2 protein-coding genes are annotated in these 6,000 nt (G+C 44.7%); both read left to right on the forward strand.

Annotation, left to right across the window (positions count from 1 at the left end; translation table 11 throughout):
• The first annotated feature begins 540 nt into the window (after positions 1-540).
• Complete coding sequence (locus Q0779_RS18315; protein ID WP_298774837.1) at positions 541-1,401, forward strand: phage terminase small subunit-related protein; 861 nt, start codon at positions 541-543, stop codon at positions 1,399-1,401.
• Positions 1,398-6,000: type I polyketide synthase (locus tag Q0779_RS18320; RefSeq protein ID WP_298774840.1), on the forward strand; the 4,603-nt coding region annotated here is incomplete at its 3' end. The genes Q0779_RS18315 and Q0779_RS18320, both read left to right, overlap by 4 nt.

The following is a 6,000-nucleotide window of genomic DNA, read 5'->3' on the forward strand; positions in this document are numbered from 1 at the left end:
CTAGCGAATAATTCAGCCCCTAGATCATTATTATATAAGATATTTTTTCACAAAAAATAAAAATAATTAAGATAAAAATACTGATATTAGAATCAAAGTCACATAAATATCTACTCAACTTTAGTTGACTATAAAGAGTTAACCTTTAGCAAGATCCGACTAACAACACCTCAATCAGATCACAGCTGAGCCGTGGCAGCACTTTTGAAACACATTTCCCATCAAGGTTAAAAACCTGTCACTAACACGTCTACTGGGGCTAAATATAACACTCATTCTTGTTAAAAAAAGTCAGTACTGACGACTTAAAAAACTTCTAGTCCCAGATCATTGTATTGCACTCTGACCTATTGTACTCTTCGCACCACAAATAAAATAAATAATAGCTTAAACGTGGACTTAATACTTTTGTCTGTTTTTTTACCCATATAAGTCCCAATAGATTATTCACTCTATTTTGAGTGGTAAGCATCTGATAGCGGCAAAACACGCACAATCAAAAATAGATAACGCATAAAATGGATAACTAAATAAGCCGCAATGAAAGCTAAACACCCCAACGCCACAACGACACCTGAAATGAGAACCTTCATTCAAGAGTCTACATTCAGCGTAAAACAGCTAGCCAAAGTACTGAATATCAGTGAAGCCACTGTGCGTAAATGGCGCAGACGAGACTCCATTACAGAGGGATCAGCCACCCCTCATCACCTCAATACCACATTAACGCCATTACAAGAATTTGTGGTTGTGGAACTTCGCACGCAGCTTAAAATACCGCTGGATAAGCTCTTAAAAGCCACTCAAACTTTTATTAACCCAAACGTGTCTCGTTCAGGTCTCGCTCGATGCCTTAAACGCCATGGTGTCTCTCAATTAAAAACGGTCTCTCAAAATGCATTACATGAAGATTATTGCAATCAATTACCGTTAATGAAAGACAGCCACTTAACAACCTACACACTCAACTCTGAAACATTGGCACAAACCTTAGGCTTGCCCAGTGCTAATGGCCGCGATGTGGTTCAAGTTGTGTCTATTATTATTCCCGCTCAATTAGGGCATTTACACCATCCAACCGAAGAAGATGAATGTGCAACACCTTGTGAACAAGCTATCGATACCAATAAACCCAGCTGTGTCTTTGTCAGTACCGATCCCACAAGTGACTGGCTATATCTCGATATATATCAAGGCTGCCACAAGCTGGCCGCTGAACGCTACATGACTTATGTGCTTAAATCAGGGCCCTTTCATTTACGTCGATTATTATCCCGTAATTACCGTATTTTCTTGAAGCAGTTCCCCGATATGGCCAACACTCGCCAAAGCCTACTGGCTCACACAACGAATTCTAACATCGACGCAGACCGTTCTGCGATCACTGGAGACTCAGTATGAGCTCAAAAAAAGATAACCCATCAAATGAGAAACACATGGATCCCCGTTTAAATAAGCGATTAAAAGATACGCCCATTGCCATTGTCGGTATGGCCAGTTTATTTGCGCATTCACGTTATTTAGATCAATTTTGGGATCTCATCAGTGATCAAATTAATGGCATTACCGATGTTCCATCAAGCCATTGGCAAGCTGAAGATTATTTCGATACAAATAAGAGCACACCCGATAAGACCTATTGTAAACGAGGAGGCTTTTTACCCGAAGTCGACTTCAACCCAATGGAATTTGGCCTGCCGCCGAATCTTTTAGAATTGACCGATACTTCACAATTGTTGTCTTTATTGGTCGCAAAAGATGTCTTAGCCGATGCGGGGATCACCAGCACATCCGATAAAAATAATATTGGGATCACATTGGGTGTCGGTGGCGGTCAAAAAATCAGTCATAGTTTAGCCACCCGTTTACAGTACCCTGTTCTGAAAAAAGTGTTTAAAGAAAGTGGGATCAATGATAGTGACAGTGAAATGTTGATCAAAAAGTTTCAAGATCAATATGTTCACTGGGAAGAGAATTCTTTTCCTGGCTCGTTAGGGAATGTCATTGCAGGCCGAATTGCTAACCGATTCGATTTAGGCGGCATGAATTGCGTGGTGGATGCTGCCTGTGCGGGCTCTTTAGCCGCCATGCGAATGGCCATTAGTGAACTGGTTGATGGCCGCAGCGATGTGATGATAACAGGTGGCGTTTGTACTGATAACTCACCTTACATGTACATGAGCTTTTCTAAAACCCCTGCCTTTACCACCCAAGAAGTCATTCAACCCTTTGATATTGATTCCAAGGGAATGATGATAGGCGAAGGCATAGGCATGGTCGCCTTAAAACGCTTAGAAGATGCTGAGCGAGATGGAGATAAAATCTACGCTGTGATTAAAGGCGTGGGTTCCTCATCGGATGGTAAGTTCAAAAGCATCTATGCCCCAAGGCCAGAAGGTCAAGCAAAGGCCCTCAAGCGTGCTTATGATGATGCTGGCTTTGCCCCTCATACACTCGGATTAATCGAGGCTCACGGGACGGGCACGGCGGCAGGAGACGTGGCAGAGTTCAATGGGTTAAAAAGTGTCTTTAGTGAAGCCTGTGATAAAAAACAACATATTGCATTAGGCTCAGTGAAGTCACAAATTGGCCATACAAAATCCACAGCGGGTACGGCAGGACTTATCAAAGCGGCATTAGCTCTGCACCATAAAGTGCTCCCCGCCACCATTAATGTCTCTCAGCCTAACCCCAAACTGAACATTGAAGACTCGCCTTTTTATCTCAATACGCAAACACGCCCTTGGTTACCTCGAGTGGATGGCGCGCCAAGACGAGCAGGGATCAGCTCCTTTGGTTTTGGCGGCACTAACTTTCATTTTGTGCTGGAAGAATACCAACAAGAACATAAGAGACCTGAGCGAAATGAAAAAACGGAGGCGGTGAATGGCTATCGCCAGCGCCGAGTCGCACAAACCTTTTTGTTTAGCCAACCCACTCGCGATTCACTGCTAGAGCAATTAACGCAAGTACGAGCCGATGCGAAAAAAAACCAGCATGTCCTTAATGTCATTGCTGATAGCTACTCCTTTAGAAAACTTGAGCCCACACATCCTCGAATAGGTTTTGTTGTCAATAATCATCAAGATTTGATTGAAAAACTCACCCTCGCTATCGGTGAGCTCAATCAAAATGAAACAACGCACTGGATCTTGCCTCAAGGCATTAGTTTTCGCGCGGCAGCCTTAGTCGACCCCCATAAAGAAGCCACGAAGGCTTCAGGCAAGGTCGCCGCTCTCTTTGCAGGTCAAGGCAGCCAATATACAAATATGGGCTTAGAGCTAGGCTGTCACTTTCCTGAAGTTCGTCAGCAATTTGCTTTAGCCGATAGCATGTTTAGCCAGCACAATCTTGACCCCGTTTCACAACAAGTTTTTCCTCGCCCAGTGTTTAATAAACAAGATGAGAAAGCACAAACCGTCAATCTCACTCAAACACTTTATTCTCAAAGCGCCATCGGTGCGCTCTCTATGGGGCAATATGACTTACTGACACAAGCAGGATTCAATGCTGACATAGTCGCGGGTCATAGCTTCGGTGAGCTCAGTGCCTTATGTGCCGCAGGCGTCATTAAGCGCGACGACTATTATCAGCTGGCGTTTGCTCGAGGGCGGGCCATGTCTCAAATTCCTGGCGACATGGATGCCGGTAGTATGGCCGCAGTGATAGCTCAGCAAGCAGGCGATTTACCCCAAATCCAACGCTGTCTAGACAATATCAAAGGCGTTGACATTGCCAATTTCAACTCGCCAACCCAATATGTCATCGCAGGAGAAAAACACGCGTTAGAAAGTGCGACACAAGCGCTGAAAAGCTTAGGCTTTAAGGTGATTCCATTGCCCGTTTCAGGGGCATTTCACACACCACTTGTCGCCCATGCTCAAGCCCCCTTTGCAAAAGCCATTGATAACGTCAGTTTCACTAAACCTCAACGACTGCTTTTTAGCAATAGCACAGCAAAAGCCTACAACAAGAATGCCAACAGCATTAAAGCGGGCTTTAAGCAACATATGCTGCAACCCGTCAACTTTAGCCAGCAAATTGAAGCCATGTATCATGCTGGTGCGCGGGTTTTTGTGGAGTTTGGTCCTAAAAACACACTGCAAAAACTCGTATTAGAAACCTTAGCCGACAAAAAAGATGAATGTTGCGTTGTGAGTATTAACCCCAAAGCCAGTTTTCATCATCACCAAAACAGCGATCAACAATTACGTCAAGCCGCCATTGAAATGGCTGTTGCTGGGATCACTTTAGAGACGCTCGATCCTTACCAAGCCCCGACACGTCAGCCAGAAAAAGTTACGCCCATGACCATCAAGTTATCGGCGACAAACCACATCAGTCAAGCCACTGAAGACAAAATGGCGCAATCATTAAGCACTGGTAAAATTTCACCCGAGATTCAAATTCGAGACAGGATCATTGAAAAAGAAAAAGTGGTTGAAGTTGAAAAGCTCATCGAAGTAGAAAAAAGAGTTGAAGTAGAAAAAACAGTTAACGTTAACCCTGCAGCTGACAGAGCAGAAATAAAAGAAATGAACAGAGGAGTTAACGCCAGTGAGCATTCTTCATCGGCCCCCATCAATCAAATGACACACACTGCCACACAGCAAGCGAATATCCATCCTCAAATAAAGAGTCAAAGCGCCGTGCCTAACGATAACTCAGCATTAAGCCAATTTTTTGCCGCCCAGCAACAGACAGCCCAGTTACACCAAACATTCCTGACCATTCCACAGCAATATAATGAGACTGTGACCCATATGATGGCTGAGCAAACTAAAATGGCGAATACTGGCGTGGATATTCCTGCCGCACTCGAACAGTCCATGGCACAATTCCATCAACATCAAGCTGATACCTTAAAAAACCATGCCCAGTACTTAAGCTTACAAAGCCAAAGTAATCATGCTGTGCTTAACATGATTGAGCAAAACCAAAACCTGCCTCATCAAAACCAAAATGCTCTAAATGAGAGCGCTCTAAATGAGAGTGCTCTAAATGAGAGTGCTCTAAGCCAAAGCACTCTAAACCAAAGCGCTCAAAGCCAAAGCCATTCGAGCACACACGTCACAGCAAACGAGCCTGTTCATCAACAAGATATCGCGCAAGCAACGACTCAAGAAAACAGTGTCAAAGCGCACGATAACGCTATCACCCCAACGGTGTCTACTCACACTGTATCACAATGGGAAAACAACCAACCCCGTGCGATGGCTTCCCTTAATGAGGCAATGGAAAATCCGACTCCGGCAGCACCTATAGCTAAACAACAGCCGACACGACAGTCACTTGAGCAACCCCTTTCAGAGGCGGTTCAATCTCATCAGGCGCTCAGTCCCAATCAGAGTAACATTGCAGACATTCAAACTTGCATGCTGAGTGTAGTGAGTGAGAAAACCGGTTACCCCACTGAGATGCTCACCCTTGAAATGGACATGGAAGCAGACTTAGGCATCGACTCCATTAAACGCGTGGAAATTCTCGCCTCAGTGCAAGACAAGCTGCCCGAACTGCCAGAGCTTAATCCCGATGATTTAAGCGAGTGTCGCACGCTAGGTGAAATCGTCACTTATCTAAGTTCGCAAAGTGCAAGCCTCTCTGGCACCAGCATGCAGGCAGGCATTCAAATTGCAGACATTCAAACTTACATGCTGAATGTAGTGAGCGAAAAAACCGGTTACCCCGTAGAGATGCTCAACCTTGAAATGGACATGGAAGCAGACTTAGGCATCGACTCCATTAAACGGGTGGAAATTCTCGCTTCAGTGCAAGACCAGCTGCCCGAACTGCCAGAACTTAATCCCGATGATTTAAGCGAGTGTCGCGCGCTAGGTGAAATCGTCACTTATCTAAGTTCGCAAAGTGTAAGCCTGTCTGGCACCAGCACGCAGGCAACAAGCCAGAGCATTCAAACGACTGGCATTCAAACTTGCATGCTGAGTGTAGTGAGCGAAAAAACCGGTTACCCCGTAGAGATGCTCACCCTTGAAATGGACA

This window comes from uncultured Shewanella sp. (assembly GCF_947491715.1).
Taxonomy (GTDB): Bacteria; Pseudomonadota; Gammaproteobacteria; order Enterobacterales; family Shewanellaceae; genus Shewanella.